Raw genomic sequence first — 21,703 nt, 5'->3', positions numbered from 1 at the left:
TTTGTTTCGACTGAAAAAAGCTAAAAAATTGTCGGAAATTTCCTGCCTATTTATCAATAGGTTGGAAGCCGAATAGTAATTTGTACTTGCAGGCAAAAGTTTGAAAATTCTGAGCAGGTCAGTTTTATGAATTAGGTTTGTGGCTTTCCTGCTTTCGTCAGGACTGAATGTTCCGCCAATTCCTGCTGGATAAACGCCGCGATCATTGCGCGATAGACCTGCTCGGTCACCTCGGGGTTGGCACCCACGGTCTGCGCCAGATCCCGCACCTTGGCGATCACCTGCTCGACCCGCTGCGGGGCCTTGACGCCATCGGTATCTTTTTTGAAGCGTGCCGCCTGGGAGACGTAGCGGCCGCGTTCGGCCAGCAGGGTGACGATTTGCTGGTCGAGGCGGTCGATGTTGTTTCGAACTTCTTCAAGGGTGGTGCAGGTAACGGCCATGTCGAGTGAACTCCTGATTGTGCGGGCAATGCTGACAAAAGGTGTTAGTCAGTAGTGATACCACTTCACCTCAAGCATCACTTCATTCACCGGCGTCGACAAGTGGCTGTACTCGCGCTGTGCACTCAGGCGCAGGCCGAGGTTGCGGGACAGTTCCCACTGCTGGTTCAGGCTGAGGCTGCGACGTACCTCGCCATTGGTGAAGAAGTCTCCTTTAGCCTCCAGGCTCAAGTTGCCCAGGGGGTTTTTCCACAGCACGCCGGTATTGAACCCGGCAGCGGGGGAGATGGCTTCGTTGAAGTCGTTGTTGTGTTCCACACGCACGGTGCCGAGGGCGAAGCCGAGCATGTCGTCGCGCAGTTGCCAGGTGCCGCCGGCGCCGCCGTTGACGTGGGCGACCAGGGTGTCGTCGTCGTGTTTACCGGGCACCCGCTCCAGGCCACCGGTGACTTGCCAGGACCACGGCTGCAGCAAGGCGTTGCGCGGGGTCAGGGAGCGGATGGTGGCCAGGTCCAGTTGCTGCAGTTGCCAGTGGTTGCCTTCGTACTGGCGCAGTTTCATTTGCAGGATTTCGATCTGGGCGCCGAGGGGGAAGCCTTCGGCGTTGTCGTTGAGGTCGTGGTAGGCCATGCGCAGGCCGTATTCGCCGAAGGCCTTGTCGCCACGGGTGCCGATGCCGGCTTGCCAGGTGCGGGACTCATGGCCGTTTTCGGGCAGGCCGGGGGGCGTGATCGTCAGGTCGGGCGCGGGGTTCTGGTTGATCGCGCGCAGCAGTTCGAAGCTGCGTTGGGAGCGCGCGGTGTCGCGCTCGAGGCCATTGGCACGGTAGCGGCCCAGGCGGTAGGCGGCGTCGATGATCAGGGCCTGGCGGTCGCGAGGCAACGCTTTAAAGGCCGGTTCCTGCAGTTGTTGCTGGTCGTCGCTGACCTTCAGTACCCATTGTTGCTCGTCGCTGTTCAGCGGCTTGGCACGCTCCAGCAACTCGCGCTCGCGGGAGGGGCGGTAGTCGATCTTTTCCACCAGTCCCGCATCCTTCACGGCCTTGACCGTGTCGGTGGGGATCGCGGTAAGCGGGAATTGCTCGGTCAGGCGCAGGCCGGGGCGCGCCACTTGCAGCAGTTCCAACAGGCGATAGGAGCAGTTTTCATCGAAGAAGAAGTAGTCGAACTGAATCTGCTTGAGCTCCCACACGTGCTCGACCATGCGCTCGGTCTCGACCTGGGTGAGGTTGAGGCGGTATTCCCACAGGTCGCGGTTTTCGAGGCTGCGGTATTCGGAGAGTTTTTCCTGGTAGGGCACCAGGGCGAACAGGCCGGGGTAGCCGCCCATCAGGCCTTTCCATGCGTAGAGGATGCTGTTGTCCGAGCCTTCGATGTAGGCGCCGAAGTTGATCGCGTAGCTGAGCAGCGCAGTCTTGTTGCTCTGCACGTCGGCCTGGTCGATACGCAACAGGGTATGGCCGAACATCGACGACGGACTGTTGAGGTAGGCCGCCGGGAAGATCATCACCGCGCTATGGGGCGCGACGTCCTTGAACCATTGCTTGAATTCCTTGCAGTCCACGGCGGGCAGGTCAGTGAGGTGCAACTGATCCTTGAGCCAGCGGGTACGTGCGGGGTAAACGCATTGAGCGTGTTTTTCACCCAGGCTGGCCGGAGCGTAAAGCGCTTCAACGGTGGCCTTGAGTTCTGCATCCGGGTGGTGGGCGCCATCGGCGGCGAGGAAGAATTTCTTTTCACTGACATAGCTGCGCCAGCCACTGATTTTGCCGGCTTCGTAATGGCCCAGAGAAAGCCAGAACGGATCATTGGCCAATTGCTGCAAACGTTGATCATCAAGATGCGGTGCCGCGTACAGCGGGGCGCAGGCAAAGAGTGCCATCCAGGCAAAGCGTTTGAGCATAGGGGCAACTTAAGTCGGAAATTAGAGAGACCCAAGGAGAGGCGGGTCCAAAAATAAAACCCGCGCCTGGGTAGGCGCGGGCAGGACGAGCTTAAGCCTGGGTAGCGTATTTCGCCAGACGGGCATCGCCTTTCAGTACAGCCAGGGTGTTGTTGTGCACGTCTTCAGCGGTCACATCGGCCTTGCTGAAGATTTGCTGGAAGTGTTCGTGAGCCACGGCAGCGAAGTGCTCGCGATCTTCCGGAGCAACGCCCAGTACCACGGCGTAGGTGGTCAGTGCTTCGCCATTACCCTTGGCCATGTCTTCGGACAGCTCGTTCATCATGCCATTCATGGCAATCCAGGACTTGCCGCCGTAGGTCAGCGCGCTGTTGGTGCTGCAACCGTTGGTGCCCGAGGTCATGCCGAAGGTGGCGTTACCCGAAGTACCGTTGGTGGTGGAAGCCAGGAAGTGAGCTGGAGTACCGCGCTGGCCTTCGAACAACATGTTGCCCCAACCGCAGTTCGGGCCACCTGGTGCTTCAGCCATTGCATTGAGGGAGACGACGGTGAAGAGAGTACCGAGAAGGATCCGTTTCATAGCTTTGTTCTCTTTGTGTGCAAACCAATGGACAAGGGTTCAGGCACTTCATAGCGCCCTCGGGATCGGTTATTAGTCCAACCCGCGCAGTTTGGAGTTTAGGCACGTTCCAAGGGTTCCGTGTGTTTTTATAAAACAATCAGCAATGTCGCGATTTTTTTTGCAGGGCGCCTCCCGTGTCCAGGGTTTCCCAACGGCGCGCCTTGCCAGAGCGCGCAACAGGGAGCCAGAATGCCGTCATCTGCCCCGCCTGATGTAAGGAAGCCCGATGCCTGATCCTGTTGCTGCCAGCTTGCGTCTAGCGCCCGAAGCGCTGACTCGCCCTTTCTCCGCTGAACAGTTCAGCTTCTCGACCACCAATGATTTGGAGCCCTTTCGCGGTGTGCTTGGCCAGGAACGTGCGGTTGAAGCGTTGCAGTTCGGCGTGGCCATGCCGCGCCCCGGCTACAACGTATTTGTCATGGGCGAGCCGGGTACCGGCCGCTTTTCGTTCGTCAAACGCTACCTGAAAGCCGAGGGCAAGCGCCTGCAGACCCCGGCGGACTGGGTCTATGTGAATAATTTTGACGAGCCTCGCGAACCCCGCGCCCTGGAATTGCCAGGCGGCGGTGCGGCGGCGTTCATTGCCGATATCAATGGCCTGGTCGACAACCTCGTCGCGACCTTCCCGGCGGTGTTCGAACACCCGACTTATCAACAGCGCAAGAGTGCCATCGACCGCGCTTTCAACCAGCGCTATGACAAGGCCCTGGACGTGATCGAGCGCCTGGCCCTGGAAAAGGACGTGGCGCTGTACCGCGACAGTTCCAACATCGCCTTCACCCCGATGCTCGACGGCAAGGCCCTGGATGAGGCCGAGTTCTCCCAGCTGCCGGAAGTGGATCGCGAGCGTTTCCACACGGATATTTCCGAGCTGGAAGAACGCCTCAACGAGGAGTTGGCCAGCCTGCCCCAGTGGAAGCGCGAGTCCAATAACCAACTGCGTCAGTTCAACGAAGAAACCATCACCCTGGCCTTGCAGCCTTTGCTCGCACCGCTGTCGGAAAAGTACGCGGAGAACGCCGGTGTCTGCGGTTACCTGCAGGCCATGCAGGTGTACCTGCTGAAAACCGTGGTCGAGCAACTGGTGGACGACGCCAAGACCGACGCCCAGGCCCGCAAGCTGCTCGAAGAGCAATACTGCCCGAGCCTGGTGGTGGGCCATCCGGTCAACGGTGGCGCGCCGGTGGTGTTTGAACCGCACCCGACCTACGACAACCTGTTCGGCCGTATCGAATACAGCACCGACCAGGGCGCGCTGTACACCACCTATCGCCAGTTGCGCCCGGGCGCTTTGCACCGTGCCAACGGCGGGTTCCTGATTCTTGAAGCCGAGAAGATGCTCAGCGAGCCGTTTGTGTGGGACGCCCTCAAGCGTTCCTTGCAGTCGCGCAAGCTGAAGATGGAATCGCCCCTGGGCGAACTGGGCCGCCTGGCCACCGTGACCCTTAACCCGCAGATGATCCCATTGCAGGTCAAGGTCATCATCATCGGTTCGCGCCAGTTGTATTACGCGCTGCAGGACGCCGATCCGGACTTCCAGGAGATGTTCCGGGTGCTGGTGGATTTCGACGAAGATATTCCGATGGTGGACGAGAGCCTGGAGCAGTTCGCCCAGTTGCTCAAGACCCGCACTTCGGAAGAAGGCATGGCGCCGCTGACTTCGGACGCGGTGGCGCGGCTGGCCACCTACAGCGCACGGCTGGCGGAGCACCAGGGCCGTTTGTCGGCGCGTATTGGGGATTTGTTCCAGCTGGTCAGCGAAGCGGACTTTATCCGGCACCTGGCGGGCGATGAGATGACCGATGCCGGCCATATCGAGCGTGCGCTGAAGGCCAAGGCCACGCGCACCGGGCGTGTGTCGGCGCGGATTCTCGACGATATGCTCGCCGGGGTGATCCTGATCGACACCGCCGGCGCGGCGGTCGGCAAGTGCAACGGGCTGACCGTGCTGGAGGTCGGTGACTCGGCGTTCGGTGTGCCGGCGCGGATTTCCGCCACGGTGTACCCGGGCGGCAGCGGAATCGTCGACATCGAGCGTGAAGTTAACCTCGGGCAGCCGATTCACTCCAAAGGCGTGATGATTCTCACCGGTTACCTGGGCAGCCGCTATGCCCAGGAATTTCCGCTGGCGATCTCGGCGAGTATCGCGCTGGAACAGTCCTACGGTTACGTGGACGGTGACAGCGCGTCCCTGGGCGAGGCCTGCACGTTGATCTCGGCCTTGTCGAAGACGCCGCTCAAGCAGTGCTTTGCGATCACCGGTTCGATCAACCAGTTTGGTGAAGTGCAGGCCGTGGGCGGGGTCAACGAGAAGATCGAAGGCTTCTTCCGCCTGTGCGAAGCCCGCGGTCTGACCGGCGAGCAAGGGGCGATCATTCCCCAGGCCAACGTGGCCACGTTGATGCTGGATGAGAAGGTGTTGCAGGCCGTGCGCGCCGGGCAATTCCACATCTATGCGGTGCGGCAGGCCGACGAGGCATTGAGCCTTCTGGTGGGCGAGGATGCCGGTGAGCCGGACGCCGAGGGGCAGTTCCCGGAAGGCACGGTCAATGCCCGCGTGGTCGAGCGCTTGCGCGCGATTGCCGAGATGATCAGCGAGGAAGACCTGAAGGAAGCGGAGAAGGAGCTGGCGCAGCAGGCGCTGGCCGAAGCCAAGCCCACCTGAGTTCTGAGGCCAGGCCGGATCAAACATGTGGGAGGGGGCTTGCTCCCGATTGCGATAGGTCAGTCATGTAGATGTCGACTGGCACACTGCATCGGGAGCAAGCCCCCTCCCACATTTGGATCTGGTTGCGTCACTAAATTGACGTCCTTCCGAGGGGCCAACGCCCGTTGGTCCCTACAGCCTTGGTTTGTCGTGTTTTTATTCTATTCTGAGCGTAGGGATATCCACAGGAGTCGCTGGATAGAAACAGCCTCGCCATAGGTTGAGGCTGAACACCGATCTACCGAGGGTCGCCGCCATGCCGCGCAACCTTTGCCTTACCCGCCAGTGCTTCGGCCTGGTTACCCGAATCGAATGTTCCGTTCGCCCGCTCGCGGGGGATAACGGGATGTGGACCTTGTTGTTTGCCGCCGGAATGACGGGTGAGCAGCCTTCCACAATCAAGTCCCAGGGCCCGTTTCATGGGCCCTTCGTGGCAGAAAGCATGCTGCAATCGATCGTCGACAGCCTGACCCTGCACGGCTATGAGCTGGCGGGTGACCCGCAGATCTGGTGCCTGCACATGCAGGCCCATCTGCGGCAGCTCAATGGCAGCCATGAGCAACTGGCGCTGTAGGCGCGGTTATTTGCTCTCGGGTTTGTCCAGCTTGACCTCAAAGCCGTATTGCACGGTACTCAGGTCGGTGCGCTGGTAGCTTTCCAGTGCCGTCGGCTGGCCGTAGAAGTAATGCACGTCAAACAAGGCCGTGCCGTATTCCTCGGCGCGATGGCTGACGCCGAGGATTTCCTTGAGGTAGTTGCCGCTGGCGTCCTTGGCATAGAAGCGCCAGCTGTCGGCCGGGAACTCCTTTTGGTCGACGATCAGTGCGTTGTCTTTGAGCGACAACCCCTTGGGCAGCTTGGCCGCATCGATGTCGCCTTTCTCGATAGTCGCCAGGAACAGTGGGATCGAACCCACCACAAACGCCGGGTTTTCCGGGAACAGGTTGAGGTCGTAGGTGAGGGTGCCGCGGGCCGGGTTCAATTCATACGCCTCGGTCGGCAATTCGATGGGCTCGCCGCGTTCACCTTTCTCATCGGCAGTGAAGAACGTCACCGGTGATTCGCTGCTGTTGCGCTCGCTGCCCACCAAGTCGTCATTGAAGGTGAATGGGTGGTCGAACACGATATGGGCGGCGCTGGCGTCTTCGACGGACTGGCTGATGGTGACGCTGTTCTTCAGTTGTTCCTCGGTCAACGAGGCGTCCTTGAGCCAGCTGGCGGCGCCGTCGTCGTACACGGTGACCGGCATGGGCAAGGCTTGTACGGTTTTTTCCAGGCTGTTCTTGTCGAAGCGCAGGACCGGCAGGTCCAGGTCCTTGCGGGTGACCGTGGCCGTGGAGAAATCCAGCACATTGATCTGCAGGGTGTCGATCAGGCCATTGAAATAGACCTTGGCGTAATGGCTGCTCTGCTTGTGTTCGAAGGCTTTCTGCTCATCAACCAGTTGCTTTTCAAACCCATCGGACCAGGCCTTCTGTTTTTGCATCTCGGCCAACTGCTTCTGGTAGAACTCGACTTGTGCGCTGCTTTCGTTGATCGAACCCGAGCGTGTGAGGAATTGCCCGGTGCTGTCCCGCGCCTGTACCAGCAAGGGGTTAGGCGATTCGTCACCCACCTCAGGTGCCAGTGGTTGGCTGTTGGTCAGTTCGATTTCGGCGTAGTTCTTTTCCAGGAGCAGCAGGTTGACGGTGATATTGCCTTCGGTGCGTTTGTGGCCCACGTCCTTTTTCGACAAGTCGAAGGTCAGCACTTTGCCCGGTGCGATCACTTCCACTGCGCCTTTGAGGCGAACGGGTTGCGGCTGGCTTTTGTTTTCCGTCTCGATGCCATCGATAAACGGGTAGGTGACCGTCAGGTCATCCGGGTTGGTCAGGTTGGAGCTGCTGGGGCTCAACTGGATACCGGGATCGGTTTCGGACCATTCCGGCTGGAACGGCACGACCTTGTTGTTGCTCAAGGTGACGGACTGCCATTCCAGGCCGTGGGGGAAGGGGAACTGGTCCGGCACATTGAAGTTGAATGGGAAGACCGGCTGCAGATCGGTCAGGTAGTCGGAATGTGAGGCTTTGCGCAGTACGAACAAGCCATTGATGTAGGTGTCCACCAGCCCTTGCGGCGTGGGGTAGTGCTTGAGCAGCGCGAGGGTGTCCTCGCCGTATTCGGCCTCGATGGGCTTGGTGGCGAGCTTGACCCGCGCCCGTTCCAGCAGCAGCAGCGAGCCGCCGAGGTCGGCAATGGCGTCGCGCAGTTTCGGATCCTGGATGCTGTCGAGGGACTGCTCGAACTTCGCGGTTTTCTCTTCGAGGGTGGCCTGTTTCTGCTCATCGCTTGGGGAACAGCCGCCGGCCAGCAACAAGGCGGCGCACAGGCCAACGCTGGCCAAAGGGGATCGCACATCCATCATCTGAGTTTTTTCCTGTCCGACGTCATCGAGCCGAGTTATTGGGCTCGACACTAGCAGAAAAATTCTCTTACAGATGCCGCCCAGGTCAGTTTTCTCGTGGTTACAGGTGTCTTATAGCGGCTGGTATACTCGCCGCCATTTCTAGCCATGCTGTGTGAGATCCAATGGAACGCTTTATCGAAAATGCTATGTACGCCTCGCGCTGGCTGCTGGCGCCTATCTATTTCGGCCTGTCCCTCGGGTTGCTGGCGCTGGCGTTGAAATTCTTCCAGGAAGTGATTCACCTGCTGCCGAGCGTGTTCTCGATGGCCGAGTCCGAGCTGATCCTGGTGCTGCTGTCGTTGATCGACATGGCCCTGGTCGGCGGCTTGCTGGTGATGGTGATGATTTCCGGCTACGAGAACTTTGTCTCGCAGCTGGACATCGATGAAAACAAGGAAAAGCTCAACTGGCTGGGCACCATGGACTCTTCGTCGCTGAAGATGAAAGTGGCGGCCTCCATCGTGGCGATTTCCTCCATCCACTTGCTGCGCATCTTCATGGACGCCAAGAACGTCGATCCGCAACACCTGATGTGGTACGTGATCATTCACATGACCTTCGTGATCTCGGCGTTCGCCATGGGTTACCTGGACAAGGTCACCAAGCACTGATGCCCCGCGCTGGCCTTACTGCTCGATGAAGTAGTAGGGCTGGCGGTTGATGGCCATCTCCTTGATCACCGTGACCTTGGTGGTCAAGTCGTTGGTATGGTCCAGCAGCGCAACGTTGCCGGGCTGGGCCGCAAGGTAGCTGTGCAGTTCGGGTTCCGTCTGCAGGATCCTCAGGTAACTCTTCATATAGAACACGCCGGCCCCCGCGATCCGCTCGTTGGGCTGGAACAGCGCGACTTCCTTGCCTTGCGCCTGCAGTGCCTGGACCTGACTGATCACCGGTACGAATGACTGGCGCGCGTCAGCTTTTGGCGCGAACCAGAATGCGGTCACCAGATAGCAGGCGATGAGCAGGCTGAAGACGCCGCCGATCACATGCCGGTGGTAGCGGTACAGCGCCGGCTTGTGGTCCTTGAGCCATTCCAGCAACACCCGGGCGTATTCGGCGGCCAGTACGGCGGCGGCCGGTGTCAGGGCCATCAAGTAAACCGTGCGCTTGCTTGAGGCCAGCGTCAGCAGGGTGAATTGCGCCACCAGCCATACGCTGAAAAACAGGCGGTAGCGGTTACGCACCAGGCTTTTCCGGAAGTGCCACAGGCCCAGGTACACCAGGATGTTCCACGGCAGGAAGGCCTCGGGCAGCTTGGCGATGTAGTAGTAGAACGGCTCGTAATGCCCGGCCTCTACGAACGAGCCGCTGAAGCGCCCGACGCTGTTGGTCCACAGTACTTCGCCCACGGCCTGCATCCCGCCGCGCTGGAACAGGAAGCACAACCAGATCATCAGCGGCACCAATGCCAACAGGGTGAACAGCGCCGGCTTGAGCCAGTCGGCGAGGCGCAGGCGCTTGTCCATCAGGCTGGTGCTGGCCAGGTACACGAAAATCACGATGCCCGGCATCGCCAGGCCCAGTACGCCTTTGCTCAAGGTGGCGATCACCATGCCGGCGGTAAACAGCGCCCAGGCCCAGGTCGTCGAGCCTTGGCGCTCGGACTCAGGCCGCATCGCCTGGTAGAACGCCAGCAGCGCGGTGGTCACGCCGAGGCTGAGCAGTGAGTCTTCCCCCACGCCACGCACATTGCTCCAGTAGCTGGCCATGGTCGCCAGGATCAGCGCCGCACTGAAGGCCAATGTTTTCGGGCGCCCGAACCTGCGCAGCATTCCATAGAACAGCATCACGCTGAACAGACCGGCAAATGCCGAGGCCAGGCGGACCGCCCCAGGCGTGCCGCCGAACAGGCGAATCGCTCCGGCGTCCAGCCACAGGCTCAGGGGCGGTTTTTCCAGGAAGGGTTCACGAAACAGTTGCGGCACGACCCAGTCATTGTCCAGGTGCATGGCCATGGCGATCCCCGCGACACGGGCCTCGGTGGAGCCTTGCAGTTCGTGGTTACCCAGGGCAAAGAAGAACAACAGAGCAGCAAGCAGGAGCAGCAGGGGAGCGGGGCGCGTCATGGAGTCTGGCTACCGAGGCAGAAGGCCGTTCGGGGGAACGGCTCGCAATCGGTGAGTATAGGGAGGCGATTCTTAATATTTCATGAATGGGAGTGGGTTTATATCGCTGGGCCAGGAGGTTGATGTTCCCCCTGGCTTCGCGTGAGGCATTACGAGGCTTTGACTTTGAAGCGGCTCAGGCCCTGTTGCATGGAACTGGCCCGTTCCGACAGGTTCTTGGCCGCCACCGCGCATTGTTGGGAGTTGACCTGATTCTGCTGGGTGACTTCGTCGATCTGCTCCAGGCCGATGCTCGCCTGCTGCAGGCCGGAAGCCTGTTCACTGGAGGCTTGGTAGATCAACGACACCAGGCTGGACACCGTGCTGGTGCCAGTAACGATATTTCTCAACGAGTCGGCTGTGCGGCCGGCGATGATCATGCCGCGCTGGGTCTTGGTCGAGGAATCTGCAATCAGCGCGGCGGTTTGCTGGGCGGCTTCGGCGCTGCGGGCGGCGAGGCTCCTGACCTCATCGGCGACCACTGCAAAGCCACGGCCCAGTTCGCCGGCACGGGCGGCCTCGATGGCCGCGTTCAGCGCCAGCAGATTGGTTTGAGCGGCGATGTTGTCGATGGTGGTGATAATGGCCGTGATGTCTTTGCCCGAGTTGTCGATCTCCGCCATGGCGGCGATCAATTCACTCATCAACTTGTCACTTTCCCCGGCGTCGGCGCGGGAAGCCTGGGATTGCTCGTCGGCCTTTTTCGCATTGGCGGCGTTGTCGGTGGTTTGCGCTGCCATCTGGGTCATCACCGCACTGATTTCAGTGATGGACGAGGCAGAATTGGACGCGCCGTCGGACAGCGACTGGCTCAACTCGGTGACCTGCGCGGAACTGCCGGTGATTTGCGTGGCGCTGGCCTGCACCTGGGAAATCAAGGTGTTCAGGTTGCCGACCATTTTTTCCAACGACTTGCCCAGGGTGTCATTGGGCGAGGACAGGCGCACTTCCAGATCCAGGTCCCCTTCGGAAATTCGCTCGGCCACGCGCACCTGGCGTTGCAGGCTTTCCGACATATCGTTCAAGGCAAAGGACAACTGGCCCACTTCATCTTCAGATTTTTGCACCAGCCGACGCGAGAAATCACCCAGGCTGATGTTGGCGGCCAGGGCGGCGGCTTCACGAATCGGACCGACGATTTTCGCCGTGGCGAACCACAGCGCCAGCAATGCCAGCAAGGAGATACCCACGCCGACCGAGACCTGCCAGATGCTGCTCTTGACGCCGCGTGACTGCAGTTCCTGCTCCAGGGCAATGGCCTGGCTCATGACCACCGCCTTGGGCAGATGGATCACGATCGCCCAGGGCTTGCCGGTGCGGCCCAGGTTGATCGGCATCTGCACTTCGATTTCCTGGGAATCCGGGTTGAACCGGCTGTCTCCCTGACCCTTCTGTACATTGCTCAACACGTTCTCCCAAGAGCCGGGCAACAACGCTTTCAATGACTGGCCAATGAGTTCCGGGCGTTTACTGTCGGCCACCACCAACCCTTGATTGCTCAGGATCGACACGGAGCCTTTGCCGCCATACAGGTCGGCGGACATTTGCTCGCTGAGTTTCTGGATAAACGAAATGTCGAAGTCTGCACCGACCACGCCGTAGAACTTGCCATTGGCGGTGATAGGTACCGACAGCGTGGTCAACCACACATTTTTGCCTTGCACCACGTAGGGAAGTGGGTCCAGCACGCTTTCTTTCTGGGTGTCCCGCGGGCCGGAATACCAGCCGCCCTTCAGCACACCATTGGGGTGGCGGGCATCGGAATCGTACTCAACCAGCGGTTGCACGGCGATATGGCCGTCTGAACTGCGTGTCCAGTAAGGTGTGAAACGGCCCGTCAACGGGTTGTTACCGCCTTCATTGATACGAAAGGCTTGGTCCTGGCCGTCCAGCGCGTCCGGCTCCCAGCATGAATACGTGCCGTTGAAGTCGGGGTTGTCCTTGAGCACGCTGAGCAGCATCGTATTGATCTGCTCGCGGCCCAGGCTCAGCGGGCTCTGGGCACTTTTACTTGCTCCCAGGGTATTGGCCATTGTGCGTGCCGAGTCCAAGGCGTTCTGCAGTTTTGCCTGGATGGCATTGGCACGCGACTCAGCCAGGTTTTGCACTTCGCGGATGGTGGCGCTTTCAATCAGGGTTGAAACTTCCGTGCCTACATAGGCCTGATTGGCGTTCGAGGAGTACAAACCATATGACACCAAACTCGCACATGAGATAAACAGGCAGAGTCCGGCGGTGAAGCAAATTCGAGTCTGCAATGAGTTGAATTTCATGATATTTCCTGCCCAGGCTAATAGTCGCCAACATCATCGAATGTCGACATTCCGGTACTTTCTTTGCACAAGGCATAGTGTTTTATCATTGGCTGCTTAGGCATATACATGCGGTACAGCGCTGGGTGTTGCTTAGTGCTCTTTGGGCGTCTCTTCATCGAGCCATAAACGGTCGGTGTTTTTAAAACCGTAACGCTGGTGCGGCACCCTCGCGACAATCCGGTCGGGTTGTGCGGGATCACTCAGGTCTATTATTTTCGGCGTTACATAGATATTCAGAACGGGCAGGAAAAACACTTTTATTTTTGGCGTCAATAAAGAATCAGGATGTTGTTCTATGACTACGCCGATACTGCCACTTTTCAATTGAACGATAGAACCGATCGGGTAAATACCCACGGACTTCAAAAACGCACGAAATACCTCGTCATCAAAGTGTCCGTCCCATGTGGACATTTGCTGGATGGCGACGGCGGGGTCCCAGCCCTGGTTGTAGGAACGGTCCGAGGTGATTGCATCGTAGACATCGCATACCGCAGCCATCCGGGCCATCAGGCTTATCTGGTCACCCGCCAATTGATGGGGGTAGCCGGTACCGTCGAACTTTTCGTGGTGATGCAGGCACACATCCACGACCATTTCGCACATCTGCGAGGCCGCCAGCAGGGTTTTCTCCCCCTCCAGTGGATGGGTGCGCACCAACTGCAATTCGTCACTGCTCAACCGGCCAGGCTTGTTGAGGATGGCACCTGGTATGGCCATTTTGCCGATGTCGTGCAGCAACCCGGCCATCCCGACCCGACGAATCAGTGCGGAGGACAGGCCCAATTGATTGCCCAGGGCAATCATCAACGCACACACGGCGACCGAATGCATGTAGGTGTAGTCGTCGATGCTTTTAAGGCGTGCCAGGCTGATAAAGGCGTTGGGATGGCGGGCGATCGAGCTCGAAATGTCGTCCACCAGTGCACTGACGTCTTCAAGCTCCAGGGCCCGGCCCATGCGGGCATGGCCGAACATTTCGACAACGGCGGTCTTGGCGCGGCTACAGATTTCCTGTGCGGCGACCAACTCGTCTTGCATGGATCTGGGGACGACGGGAACGGCTGGCGCAGCTGTCGGGGCCTGGGTGGCAGGCTGGGTGCCGCAGCCCAGGGCGCACGGCCCCTCTGAGGGTGCACCGTCCCGCCAGAAGGGCTTTGCCTCGCCGTCAGGCGCCTGCAGATTGAGTTCATTGCACTTCAACATGGTATGCCCTCTGTTGATGTTCTTCTTATACGTGTCTCATCAGCCTCCCTGGCTTGAGCAGTGTTGTCTTGCCTTTCAGATCGGGCTCGCGGCCTTGATACGCGCGACTACGCGGCCTGCCAGGTCATCCGGGCGAAACTTCGCCAGGAAGTCATCGGCCCCGACTTTCTTGACCATGGCCTGGTTGAAACCGCCCGACAGGGAGGTGTGCAGCACGATATGCAACTTGGCCATGCGCGGGTCGCCGCGGATTTCGGCGGTCAGGGTATAACCGTCCATTTCCGGCATTTCGATGTCTGAAATCATCATCAGGAACTCCTCGTGCGGGTTGCGCCCCTCGTCGAGCATGGCCCGAAGGTAATCCAGCGCCTGGCGCCCATCGTTCAAGGCGACCACCTCGACGCCTACCGTCTCCAGGCAGCGGGTCACCTGTTTACGCGCCACCATCGAGTCGTCCACGGTCAGCACACGCAGATGCCTGGCCTGTTGGGTGACGGCTTCATCCACCACGCCGACGGATATTTCCTCGGACGAGGGCGAGATTTCCGTCAGCACCTTTTCTACATCGATGATTTCGACCAGACGATCATCGGCACGGGTAACGGCCGTCAGGTAATTGTTGTCGCCGCTGCCCTTGGGGGGCGGATGAATGTCTTCCCAGTTCAAATTGACGATGTGTTCAACCGCATACACCAGAAAACCCTGAACGCGGTTGTTGTACTCCGTAAGTATAATAAAGGCGCTTTCTTTATCCGTGATCCCGGGCAGCCCCGTTGCCATCGCGAGGTCTAGAATGGGAATGCAAGCGCCGCGTATATTGGCAACGCCACAAATGTTGTTATTAGACTTTGGTAGTAGAGATAACTTGGGGCAGCGGATAACTTCCCGAACTTTAAAGACGTTGATTCCGTACAGCTGTTGGTCGTTGAAGCGGAATAGCAGTAATTCCAGCCTGTTCTGGCCGACCAGTTGTGTACGGCTGTTAACGGATGCCATTACACCTGCCATACACACCCCTTGATTCTGGTTGGAACAGCGTTGATGTCTTAATGACATTAGCATATGTGGGGGAATGTAAAATATATGTGAAATAAAAATAATCGACGGGTTTATCGTTAAAGCAATATCGGCGCGGATGATTAGCTATTCAGGCGGATGTTTTAAAATAGTTAGTTGGCTAACTTGCTGGTTTGAGTGTTGATAATGATTAAGATTGGAAACCCGTTTGCGGGGGCTTGAAGCACTCGACACGGTCGGCCTCGCAGAACGTCAACGACCTGCTCGACAAGAAATACTTCGATGCCATCAAAAGGCCGAGACGCGGAATGCGCCTCGGCCTTTTTGGTTACTGGAATGTTTGCGCGTCTTGGGTGAGTACCAGCGCTCGCTCGACCAACAGTTCACCCAGCACGATCAATTGTTGGGCGCCCAGTAGCTTGTGACGGTTGGCGCCTTCGAGTTCGAAGGCCAGGTCGGTGGTCATGGCGTTGAGTGAGGCGAGGGTTTCGCTGGCCTGGATCAGCAGGGTTTCGGGGGAGAGGTCCTGGGCGAGGGTGAAGAGGGTGGCTGAAGGGGGATTGGGGGTGATTTTTTTCATGGCTGAAACTCCTTGATTGATGGAGTCGCCAGACATCGCTGCTAAACGAAAAGGGTGGCGACTGAGCGCGGGTTAGCAGACCAGGAATCAAGGAACCCGGCGCACCCGAAAGTGCCCCACGCACAGCCGCCATAACGCGAACCAGCCGACGCGAGAAGCATCGTTGGAACGGAGGGTGGCTTTGCCGGCCTTGATATTAACCGAGCTGCTAAACCCGGTCGCTGATTTTGCAGCGACTGGGGGAGGCTATCCGCGTCAGTCACAGCGCGCCAGTTCATCAAGCGCGCGACATCTTGCAGGAAAATTCCGAAGGCCCGTCCTGCGGTGCCGCCAGCCCCAAGTTGAAAGTGACGACTTCCGAGTTCGCCTAACTTGAGTGCTGTCTTTCTACTGCAACGCCGGTTGTCATGCAGCGCACGTCGTAACTGATAAGGCGGGCGTGCATTGAAGTTCACATGCCCTGGGGTTTTGTGACCCGGCATAATGATTGGAAGACGAACCTGATTGGAGTGCGTCCCTCACTGGAGATAAACCCGGCTTTGGCTTGAGAAGCACAGGCAAGCAGGCGGTTTGGCGACGCTCGCGAACGCTGTCGCCAGTCGGTTAACCTTCAACGTATCTGGACGATGTTTCGGCCTTCGGCTCGCCGAGTATGATGTGTCCGTGGATATCTAACGTAGAAGGTGTCGAACCCACCCGCGCAGCGCCGGCAACGCGAGTGGCTTCACCATGACTCAGCAGTGAACAGGGATGGACATTACCGATGGTCAGCTCAGCCTTGCGGATAGGGTGTGCAGTCAGTGTGCTGTGTATGGCCTCGTTCACGATGGTGACGTCCGAGTTCGCCCCCATTGGTTTGTTGTCGCAGATATCATCCGACCTGGGTCAACCCCCGTCTACCGTCGGGCTGACGGTGACGTTGTACGCATGGATCGGCGCTGCCAGCGGCTTGTTATCCAACTGGCTGAACCGCTGGATTCCGCGCAAGACGCTGCTGATCGCGCTGATGCTGATACTGGCCGTATCCAACGGCCTGGCGGCGTTATCCCCCGAATTTTCGACGTTGCTCGGCGCCCGCGCCGTCGGCGCATTGGCCCATGGTGTGTTCTGGGCAATCGTGGCTGCCACTGCCGCGCATATTGTGCCGCTGCATCGCATGGGGCTAGCCACCTCGATCGTGTTGGGCGGCATAACGATCGCCACGGTCATGGGCGTTCCGTTGATCAATCTGGTGGGCCAATACGATGGCTGGCGCACGGCCTTTGTGTGCCTGGCCTTGATGTGTGTTGCCAGCGCCGGTGCGATAGCACTGGTGCTTCCCCGCATGCAGATTCATTCGCTTGCCAGGGGGGTCGGGTTCGCAGCGGTGCTGCGGCGTAAGGATCTATTGATCACTTACGTCATTACCGGCCTGACAGCGGCTGCGCATTTTGGTGCCTACACTTTCGTCGAACCGTTTATTGGCCAGGTACCTGGGATTACGGCGTACTTGATTGCTGTCTTGCTGTTCGCCTTCGGGGCCGCAGGTTTCCTCGGCAATCTGCTTAGTGCGCTTTTTATTGATCGCTACTTGAGCGCTTTCATTCTGATAGCGTTGATTGCGATGGCATTGGCCTTGGTGACCCTGGGCATTTACGGTCCTCTTCTGGGCATCGCGCCGGTGGTTATCTTGCTGGTGATCTGGGGGGTGGCCATTTCCGCTTTGTTTACTGGCCTGCAGACCTGGGTCTTGAGGATTGCCGGTGATCACACGGTACCGGCCACGGCAATCCATACCGCTGTACTGAATAGCGCGATCGGGCTGGGTGTGATTATCGGTGGAGGTGCGTTGAATGTGGCCGGATTCAAGGGGGCATTGCTATCGGCCAGCGTGCTTATTGTGCCCGCCATCGTCCTGATGGTTGCCGCAGGCGTTCGCGCTCGGACAGAACCAGTCTTCTCGTGAAGCAGGAGGGGGGATTTCTTTGGCTAATATCTGCGTTGATAAGGCTTAGGCGGGCAGATTGCCTCATCAAAACGGCCACCAGCCTGCAAGTGGCCACCGGCGTGTGCTTAGGGATCATCCGGGCTATTAAGACCCTGACTGGAATATCACTGGGAGTACCCAATCGCCTGGAACACTAAAAGCCTCGAAAGCCCTCAATGGCCCAGAAACCCTTGATTTCACTGGATTTCAGGCACAAAAAAAGACGTCCGTGGACGTCTTTAGATGAGGCCGGGGTAATCTGAATTCGCTCGGTAGGTTATTGATTCATAGCGTTAATATCGATTTTTGTTTTTAGTTGGAATACCACTTGGAATACCGTGCGAATTATTTTTGCATTCGATCTGATCAACGATTGCATGAGCGGTGATCTGTACGCTTCGCGACTAGGATTGGCATCGAACTACTCGAGATGCGACCAGCAAGGGCCATTAAACGTCGACAACGCTTTCCGGGGTAGCGATGCTTCTGACGTTGCGTTTGGGCCCATTTTCCAGCGACCATCTTTAGCCGATTACGTTTAGAAAGTTGCCTTATGGCTGGCATTTCTTTCGTCCGCGGTTTTTCTCAGAATTCCTCAAGGCCTAGGCTGTCATTGAACTGAGTCGTCAGACGGTTGCAATCAACCATAGCGAAATGCCACGTCGTGGCGCACGGCTGGCGCTTAACCTTAATCCAGCCCATAACGACGCGACAACGCGACAAGTAGCGCCGAATCTGCTTATTGCTCCAGTCGCAGGATCGACTGAGTATTTCGAGCTGAAATTGATCTCATCGCCTTTGAACACCGGAAGGGCTCGCGTTCAATTTTCGGTTTGCAGTGCCATTCTTGGCCCTTGTGAGTCGGTAGCCACTGGGCATCCAGTTCTTAAGGCTTCAAGGCGGCATTCGGTGCAGCCGGAAATTTCTAGATAGGCGCGCCGCGAGTGCGACAGTACCCATTGCTGCTGGACTCTCTTTAGCCAAGGGCTAGGGCCCCTAGCTGCGTAATTGAAACCGGCGGGCCAGTTCGGATCAGTAGACCTCCCTGCTAAGGAATCACTAGAGGTAAAACAGAGAACCGCAATCATCACTGAGTAGGCCGTGATCGATCAAAAATGAATTTCGGCGATACCTATTAACCTCAACCAGTCGGATTACCGCCTAGGAAGCAAGCTCACTGCAGCTGTGGTAGTCTGAGCCACCATATACGAATCCCAGATAACTCTTCCCGCATGTATTGTGATTGAAACCATGACCAAAGGCATTGACAGACCCGAGTATGAGGTTTTTTTAGGGCGACGTGAGCTCTTGGGTATTCAAGCTGGGTTGACCAAAACTCGATACTCTCAGGCGGTTGGTCACCCTCGATTTTTGCTAAGCGGTGTAGAGCGGCTCGCGTCGGCTCGACATCGTCCAGCGTCGAGATTTCTCTTGTATTACAAACACATCTTCCAAAAGTTGCCACAGAATATGGTGCCCCATTACGCCAGCGTTGACTTTAAGATACAAAATATATGGTTATGCTCTGTTAAAATATTTATGTGGAACATAAGTTGGGTGTCTGAGGTGTAGATACACAGCATTGTTTTGGTGTGATTTTAAATAAATTTATAGAAGATGAAAAACAAGTGACCGACGAGCAAAAGAAGCAGCTAGAGCAAAAGCTATGGGATATAGCAAACACACTTCGTGGGAAAATGAATGCCGACGAGTTTCGAGATTATATTTTAGGATTTATTTTTTATAAGTATCTTTCTGAGCGGATGTATAATTATGCCAATCAGATTTTGAGCGAGGATGGTATTGATTTCGGCTCCATAGATGCAGGTACGGTGGACGGTCAGTTATATCTTTCAGCGGTGAGAGAGGCGTCAATTGAAGCATTAGGATATTTTTTGAAGCCCTCAGAACTTTTTAGCGCGGTTGCAAAAAGAGGTTCTCAACCTGGTCAGTTCATTCTTTCAGATCTGACAAATATTTTGAATAATATTCAAAGATCAACGATGGGGACGGAGTCAGAGGAGGATTTCGATCATCTCTTCGAGGATCTAGATTTAACTTCTACTAAGTTGGGCAGATCTGAAGAGGCAAAAAATTCACTTATTGTAAAGGTCTTAACTCACCTAGACGAGATTGATTTTAGGTTAGAGGACGCAAGCTCTGATATTTTAGGTGACGCATACGAGTACTTAATAGGGAAGTTTGCGAGCGGGGCAGGGAAAAAGGCGGGCGAATTTTATACACCACAAGAAGTTTCAACCGTTATTGCCCGAATAGTAACTGCTGGGAAGACGCGCCTCAAATCGGTTTATGACCCAACTTGCGGTTCGGGATCACTTTTGCTTCGAGTTGCACGAGAGGTTGACGAGGTAGGGGATTTCTTTGGACAAGAGATGAATCGCACTACGTACAACTTGGCTCGTATGAATATGATTCTACATGGAGTGCATTATCGTAACTTTAACTTAAAGCAAGAAGATACTTTAATTGCCCCGCAGCACGAGGGCATGGTGTTTGAGGCTGTTGTAGCTAATCCCCCATTTTCCGCTCAATGGTCTGCGAGCAAGCTATTCGAGTCTGATGATAGGTTTGCGAGATATGGACGGCTAGCACCAGCTTCTAAAGCTGATTTTGCTTTCGTCCAGCATATGCTCCATCATTTAGACGAAAATGGAACAATGGCCGTAATTCTGCCACATGGTGTTTTGTTTCGTGGAGGTGCAGAGAGCGCGATTCGTGAGTATTTAATTAAAGATTGTAATTGGCTTGATGCAGTCATTGGCCTTCCTTCAAATATTTTTTATGGGACATCAATTCCTACCTGTATTTTGGTATTTAAGAAGTGTCGAGAGGCTGAAGACGTACTTTTCATTGACGCATCTGCATGTTTTGAAAAGGCTAAAAATCAGAATTTTCTACGGTCTGAGGATATTGATCGCATCGTTTCGACGTATCGTGATCGAGGCGACCAAGATCGATTCAGTCGTAAGGTCTCGAGAGAGGTTATTGCTTATAATGATTATAATCTTAATATTCCTCGATATGTCGATTCCTTTGAGCATGAACAACTAATCGACTTAGAGGTTGTATCGAGTCAGTTGAAGCTTATCAAAAAAGATATGCTTGTTATTGATGAGGCTATAGTTGGATTTTGCTTGGAGCTCGGATTGGAGAGCCCAGTATGAGCATGCCAAAATTAAGGTTTCCAGAATTCAGTCACGAATGGGAGGAAAAGCTCCTTGGTGATTTTTTCAGCTTTAAGAATGGCGTAAATGCAGACAAAAGCATGTACGGCTTCGGACATAAGTTTATCAATGTACTTGATGTTATCGCTGATCATCCAATCTACTGGGATACTATATTAGGTAGTGTTTCTATAACTGATAAAGAGTTTGAGAAAAACGAAGTTGTATTTGGAGATATACTGTTTCAGCGAAGTTCCGAGATCCGAGAGGAGGCAGGGCAAAGTAATGTGTATCTCGATGCGGAGAGAAAAGCAACTTTTGGCGGTTTTGTGATAAGAGGCAGGCCGATAACTGAGCTTAACTCAATATATTTTAATGCGCTCCTAAAAACATCAAAAGCAAGGAAAGATATATCCGATCGAAGTGGTGGGAGTACGAGATTCAACGTAGGGCAGAAAACACTCGCTTCTGTACCCGTTGATGTGACGCCACTGATAGTTGAACAGGAAAAGATCGCAAGTTTTCTTGACGTCGTGGATGCTCGACGCCGCAGTACAGTGCGTGAAAAAGAACTGCTTGTACAGTATAAAGTTGGCTTGATGCAGCAGTTGTTTACCCGTCAAGTACGTTTTTGTGATGAAAACGGAATGGCTTTTCCTGATTGGGTTGAATCACCATTGAAGGAGGTGTTTAGTGAGCGAAGCGAGCGGGGAAACGCAAACGAAGCATTACTCTCGATTACTATGCAGCGGGGGATTGTAAGGGCTGAGGATTTACAGCGATCAACGTCAGCAAGTGCAGACCGATCAAATTATAAAACGGTATACCCTGGCGATATTGCCTATAATTCGATGCGCATGTGGCAGGGCGCGAGCGGTGTGGCGAACGAAATAGGTATTGTAAGCCCTGCGTATACTGTCATCACTCCACTCGAGGGGCAAGTTGCCGATTTTTGGGGGCACTATTTTAAGCTGGATAGAGCTATAAAGTTATTTCAGAGCTATTCGCAAGGATTGACTTCAGATACTTGGAATTTAAAGTTTCCTGCCTTATCGTCAATTGCCTTTACCTATCCATGTGTCGCCGAACAGCGTCGGATAGCGGATGTACTTAATTTGTTTGATGACAAAATAGCTGCTGTAGAGTCTCAACTTAAGAAAATCAATTTATTCAAAAAGGGGCTGCTACAGCAGCTATTTGTCTAATATG

At 56.0% G+C, this 21,703-nt stretch carries 15 protein-coding genes; 6 read left to right on the top strand and 9 right to left on the bottom strand.

Annotated elements, in window-relative coordinates; all coding sequences use genetic code 11:
• Positions 1-131 precede the first annotated feature (131 nt).
• The 3 genes from F6S08_RS27185 to F6S08_RS27175 form a co-directional block, all read right to left on the bottom strand.
• Complete coding sequence (locus tag F6S08_RS27185) at positions 132-443, bottom strand: chorismate mutase (protein ID WP_065925344.1); 312 nt, start codon at positions 441-443, stop codon at positions 132-134.
• A 48-nt stretch (positions 444-491) separates the two neighbouring features.
• Positions 492-2,345: a DUF4105 domain-containing protein gene (locus F6S08_RS27180; RefSeq protein WP_065947672.1), complete on the bottom strand. Its 1,854-nt coding sequence runs from the start codon at positions 2,343-2,345 to the stop codon at positions 492-494.
• 91 nt (positions 2,346-2,436) lie between these two features.
• The gene (locus F6S08_RS27175) at positions 2,437-2,925 is read right to left on the bottom strand and encodes a DUF3015 domain-containing protein (protein ID WP_027605327.1); all 489 of its coding nucleotides are present in this window, start codon (positions 2,923-2,925) and stop codon (positions 2,437-2,439) included.
• A 268-nt stretch (positions 2,926-3,193) separates the two neighbouring features.
• Here F6S08_RS27175 and F6S08_RS27170 point away from each other — a divergent pair, with 268 nt between their 5' ends.
• Both F6S08_RS27170 and F6S08_RS27165 read left to right on the top strand, forming a co-directional pair.
• Positions 3,194-5,632, top strand: a complete 2,439-nt coding sequence (locus tag F6S08_RS27170) for a Lon protease family protein (RefSeq protein ID WP_065925342.1) — start codon at positions 3,194-3,196, stop codon at positions 5,630-5,632.
• Between the two features lie 298 nt (positions 5,633-5,930).
• Positions 5,931-6,248 (top strand): hypothetical protein, encoded by a 318-nt coding sequence (locus F6S08_RS27165; protein ID WP_027605329.1) that lies wholly within the window; start codon positions 5,931-5,933, stop codon positions 6,246-6,248.
• A 6-nt stretch (positions 6,249-6,254) separates the two neighbouring features.
• Here the strand turns inward: F6S08_RS27165 and F6S08_RS27160 are convergent, their stop codons facing one another.
• Complete coding sequence (locus F6S08_RS27160) at positions 6,255-8,078, bottom strand: hypothetical protein (RefSeq protein ID WP_083221199.1); 1,824 nt, start codon at positions 8,076-8,078, stop codon at positions 6,255-6,257.
• Between the two features lie 164 nt (positions 8,079-8,242).
• On the opposite strand from F6S08_RS27160, the gene F6S08_RS27155 reads away from it, so the two are divergent.
• Positions 8,243-8,731, top strand: coding sequence for a TIGR00645 family protein (locus F6S08_RS27155; RefSeq protein ID WP_017253710.1), 489 nt, complete (start codon positions 8,243-8,245; stop codon positions 8,729-8,731).
• 15 nt (positions 8,732-8,746) lie between these two features.
• Here F6S08_RS27155 and F6S08_RS27150 read toward each other — a convergent pair whose 3' ends face one another.
• The 5 genes from F6S08_RS27150 to F6S08_RS27130 all read right to left on the bottom strand — a co-directional run bounded on the left by F6S08_RS27150 (position 8,747) and on the right by F6S08_RS27130 (position 15,343).
• Positions 8,747-10,186, bottom strand: coding sequence for an ArnT family glycosyltransferase (locus F6S08_RS27150; RefSeq protein ID WP_315872579.1), 1,440 nt, complete (start codon positions 10,184-10,186; stop codon positions 8,747-8,749).
• 149 nt (positions 10,187-10,335) lie between these two features.
• Positions 10,336-12,498, bottom strand: coding sequence for a methyl-accepting chemotaxis protein (locus tag F6S08_RS27145; RefSeq protein WP_315872578.1), 2,163 nt, complete (start codon positions 12,496-12,498; stop codon positions 10,336-10,338).
• 132 nt (positions 12,499-12,630) lie between these two features.
• On the bottom strand, positions 12,631-13,746 hold the full coding sequence (locus F6S08_RS27140; protein WP_315872577.1) for an HD-GYP domain-containing protein: 1,116 nt from the start codon (positions 13,744-13,746) through the stop codon (positions 12,631-12,633).
• Between the two features lie 75 nt (positions 13,747-13,821).
• Entirely contained in the window at positions 13,822-14,754 is a 933-nt protein-coding gene (locus F6S08_RS27135; RefSeq protein WP_065947675.1) for a chemotaxis protein CheV, read from the bottom strand.
• A 337-nt stretch (positions 14,755-15,091) separates the two neighbouring features.
• A complete protein-coding gene (locus F6S08_RS27130) occupies positions 15,092-15,343 on the bottom strand; it encodes a DUF6124 family protein (RefSeq protein WP_315872576.1) in 252 nt (83 codons plus the stop codon).
• 811 nt (positions 15,344-16,154) lie between these two features.
• Here F6S08_RS27130 and F6S08_RS27125 point away from each other — a divergent pair.
• From F6S08_RS27125 to F6S08_RS27115, 3 genes are all read left to right on the top strand, one after another.
• Complete coding sequence (locus F6S08_RS27125) at positions 16,155-17,288, top strand: MFS transporter (protein WP_315872575.1); 1,134 nt, start codon at positions 16,155-16,157, stop codon at positions 17,286-17,288.
• Positions 17,289-18,901: 1,613 nt separating this feature from the next.
• Complete coding sequence (locus F6S08_RS27120; RefSeq protein WP_315872574.1) at positions 18,902-20,494, top strand: type I restriction-modification system subunit M; 1,593 nt, start codon at positions 18,902-18,904, stop codon at positions 20,492-20,494.
• A complete protein-coding gene (locus F6S08_RS27115; RefSeq protein ID WP_315872573.1) occupies positions 20,491-21,699 on the top strand; it encodes a restriction endonuclease subunit S in 1,209 nt (402 codons plus the stop codon). Before F6S08_RS27120 ends, F6S08_RS27115 begins: the two co-directional genes overlap by 4 nt.
• Positions 21,700-21,703: the final 4 nt, after the last annotated feature.

The sequence above is a fragment of the Pseudomonas sp. JV449 genome (assembly GCF_032424295.1).
Taxonomy (GTDB): Bacteria; Pseudomonadota; Gammaproteobacteria; order Pseudomonadales; family Pseudomonadaceae; genus Aquipseudomonas; species Aquipseudomonas marginalis.
This window is presented reverse-complemented; position numbering and strand designations above follow the sequence as displayed.

Coding starts and splice junctions, on each gene's coding strand:
- F6S08_RS27185 (WP_065925344.1), bottom strand. CDS start 443: ATGGCCGTTACCTGCACCACCCTTGAAGAAGTTCGAAACAACATCGAC.
- F6S08_RS27180 (WP_065947672.1), bottom strand. CDS start 2,345: ATGCTCAAACGCTTTGCCTGGATGGCACTCTTTGCCTGCGCCCCGCTG.
- F6S08_RS27175 (WP_027605327.1), bottom strand. CDS start 2,925: ATGAAACGGATCCTTCTCGGTACTCTCTTCACCGTCGTCTCCCTCAAT.
- F6S08_RS27170 (WP_065925342.1), top strand. CDS start 3,194: ATGCCTGATCCTGTTGCTGCCAGCTTGCGTCTAGCGCCCGAAGCGCTG.
- F6S08_RS27165 (WP_027605329.1), top strand. CDS start 5,931: ATGCCGCGCAACCTTTGCCTTACCCGCCAGTGCTTCGGCCTGGTTACC.
- F6S08_RS27160 (WP_083221199.1), bottom strand. CDS start 8,078: ATGATGGATGTGCGATCCCCTTTGGCCAGCGTTGGCCTGTGCGCCGCC.
- F6S08_RS27155 (WP_017253710.1), top strand. CDS start 8,243: ATGGAACGCTTTATCGAAAATGCTATGTACGCCTCGCGCTGGCTGCTG.
- F6S08_RS27150 (WP_315872579.1), bottom strand. CDS start 10,186: ATGACGCGCCCCGCTCCCCTGCTGCTCCTGCTTGCTGCTCTGTTGTTC.
- F6S08_RS27145 (WP_315872578.1), bottom strand. CDS start 12,498: ATGAAATTCAACTCATTGCAGACTCGAATTTGCTTCACCGCCGGACTC.
- F6S08_RS27140 (WP_315872577.1), bottom strand. CDS start 13,746: ATGTTGAAGTGCAATGAACTCAATCTGCAGGCGCCTGACGGCGAGGCA.
- F6S08_RS27135 (WP_065947675.1), bottom strand. CDS start 14,754: ATGGCAGGTGTAATGGCATCCGTTAACAGCCGTACACAACTGGTCGGC.
- F6S08_RS27130 (WP_315872576.1), bottom strand. CDS start 15,343: ATGAAAAAAATCACCCCCAATCCCCCTTCAGCCACCCTCTTCACCCTC.
- F6S08_RS27125 (WP_315872575.1), top strand. CDS start 16,155: ATGGCCTCGTTCACGATGGTGACGTCCGAGTTCGCCCCCATTGGTTTG.
- F6S08_RS27115 (WP_315872573.1), top strand. CDS start 20,491: ATGAGCATGCCAAAATTAAGGTTTCCAGAATTCAGTCACGAATGGGAG.